Origin of the sequence: Pedobacter sp., from assembly GCF_045628745.1 — a bacterium.
Classification (GTDB): domain Bacteria; phylum Bacteroidota; class Bacteroidia; order Sphingobacteriales; family Sphingobacteriaceae; genus Pedobacter.
This window is the reverse complement of the sequence record NZ_JAZQPU010000296.1, coordinates 1-1,708: the sequence shown is the minus strand read 5'-3', so window position 1 is coordinate 1,708 and position 1,708 is coordinate 1. Positions and strand designations below refer to the sequence as shown.

The 1,708-nt window shown below is 37.1% G+C and carries 1 protein-coding gene; it reads left to right on the top strand.

Going from position 1 to position 1,708, the window contains the following annotated elements; genetic code table 11:
- Positions 1-1,708: SLBB domain-containing protein (locus ACR2F7_RS10965; RefSeq protein ID WP_432713605.1), on the top strand; the 1,708-nt coding region annotated here is incomplete at both ends.

The following is a 1,708-nucleotide window of genomic DNA, read 5'->3' as shown; positions in this document are numbered from 1 at the left end:
TGCTTTGTTTAAAAACAGCAACATTACATTTGAACCGAATTTAAGGATGGCAACACCTAAAAGTTATGTCATTGGTCCTGATGATGAGCTGCTGATTGATCTTTCAGGAGATAATGAGGCCAGTTATAAATTAAAGGTAAGTCCTGAAGGAATTATCCGTATACAATATGTGGGTAATATTTCAGTAGGGGGATTAACGATAGAGCAAGCAACCTCTAAAATACGTTCTAATTTATCGGGTACTTATCCATCATTAAGAAGCGGAAGAACTCAGGTTGCTATTAATTTGGGTAACATCAGGAGTATAAAAATCACTATGGTAGGCGAAGTGGAGAAACCAGGTTCTTATACCCTTTCTTCACTTTCAACAGTTTTTAATGCATTGAATGCATCTGGAGGGCCAAATTTAAATGGCTCTTTTCGTAAAATACAGGTGATTAGAAACAATAGAATTGTGAGTACTATTGATGTTTATGATTTCCTTTTAAATGGAATTCAAAAGAACAACATCCGTTTACAAGACCAGGATGTCATTAATGTACCTGTTTACCAGAGTAGAGTAGAAATGTCTGGCGAAGTAAAACGTCCTGCATTATTTGAAGTGTTAAGTACAGAATCTTTGGAGGATGTATTGCGCTTTGCCGGAGGTTTTAGCAACCAGGCTTATACGGCTAAAATTAAAGTGTTGCAAAATACCAATAAAGAACGTAAAATTTCTGACGTAGAAGCGGAGCAATTTGCAACTTATGGTCCTTTAAATGGCGATAAATACATTGTGGAGACCATATTAGATAGATTTGAAAACCGCGTAGAGATTAATGGCGCAGTTTTTAGACCTGGACCCTTTGAATTGGAAAAAGGATTAACCTTAAAAGGATTAATCAATAAGGCTGAGGGTTTAACTGAAGATGCTTTTTTAAATCGCGGTTATATCAATCGCTTGAATGCTAATAATACTTTAGCCCTGATTTCTTTTGATGTGGCTAAGGTAATGGCAGGAACTGAAAACGATATAGTCTTACAAAGAGAAGATAAGGTAACTATTTCTTCGTTATTCGACTTACGTGATGAATATAAAGTAAGTATCCAGGGAGAAGTTAGACAACCGGGAACTTTTGGATATGCAGATAACATGAGCCTGGAAGATGTCATTCAAATGGCTGGTGGTTTAAATGAGGGAGCAACTCCTAACCGCATCGAGGTTTCTCGAAGGATTAAAAATAGTGACGCAACCTCTGCTTCGGCACGTACTGCAGAAGTATTTACTGTCAATATTGATCAGAGTTTGAGAATTGTTGATCAAAATTTTAAATTAATGCCTTTTGATGTCATTTCCATTCGCAGTTCTGAAGGTTACCAAGTGCAAAAACAAGTTAAATTAGAGGGTGAAGTATTGTACCCAGGTACCTATACCATCACACAGAAAAACGAAAGAATTTCTGATTTAATTACCAGAGCTGGTGGCTTAACACCTCTTGCTTATGTAGAAGGTGCTTCTTTGAAACGCCCCGGTGCGGAGAAAGTAAACCCTCATGATAAAAATGCCATCAATAATAGGGAGGAGGAAGACAAGAAATTCTTAAACCTTAAACGTGCACAGGAATCAGGGGTAAAAGATACGGCTCAGGCAGAGGTGGAACAAAAATTATTGCAATCTGATTTAGTGGGTATTGATCTGGATAAAATCTTAAAGAAACCACTATCTAAA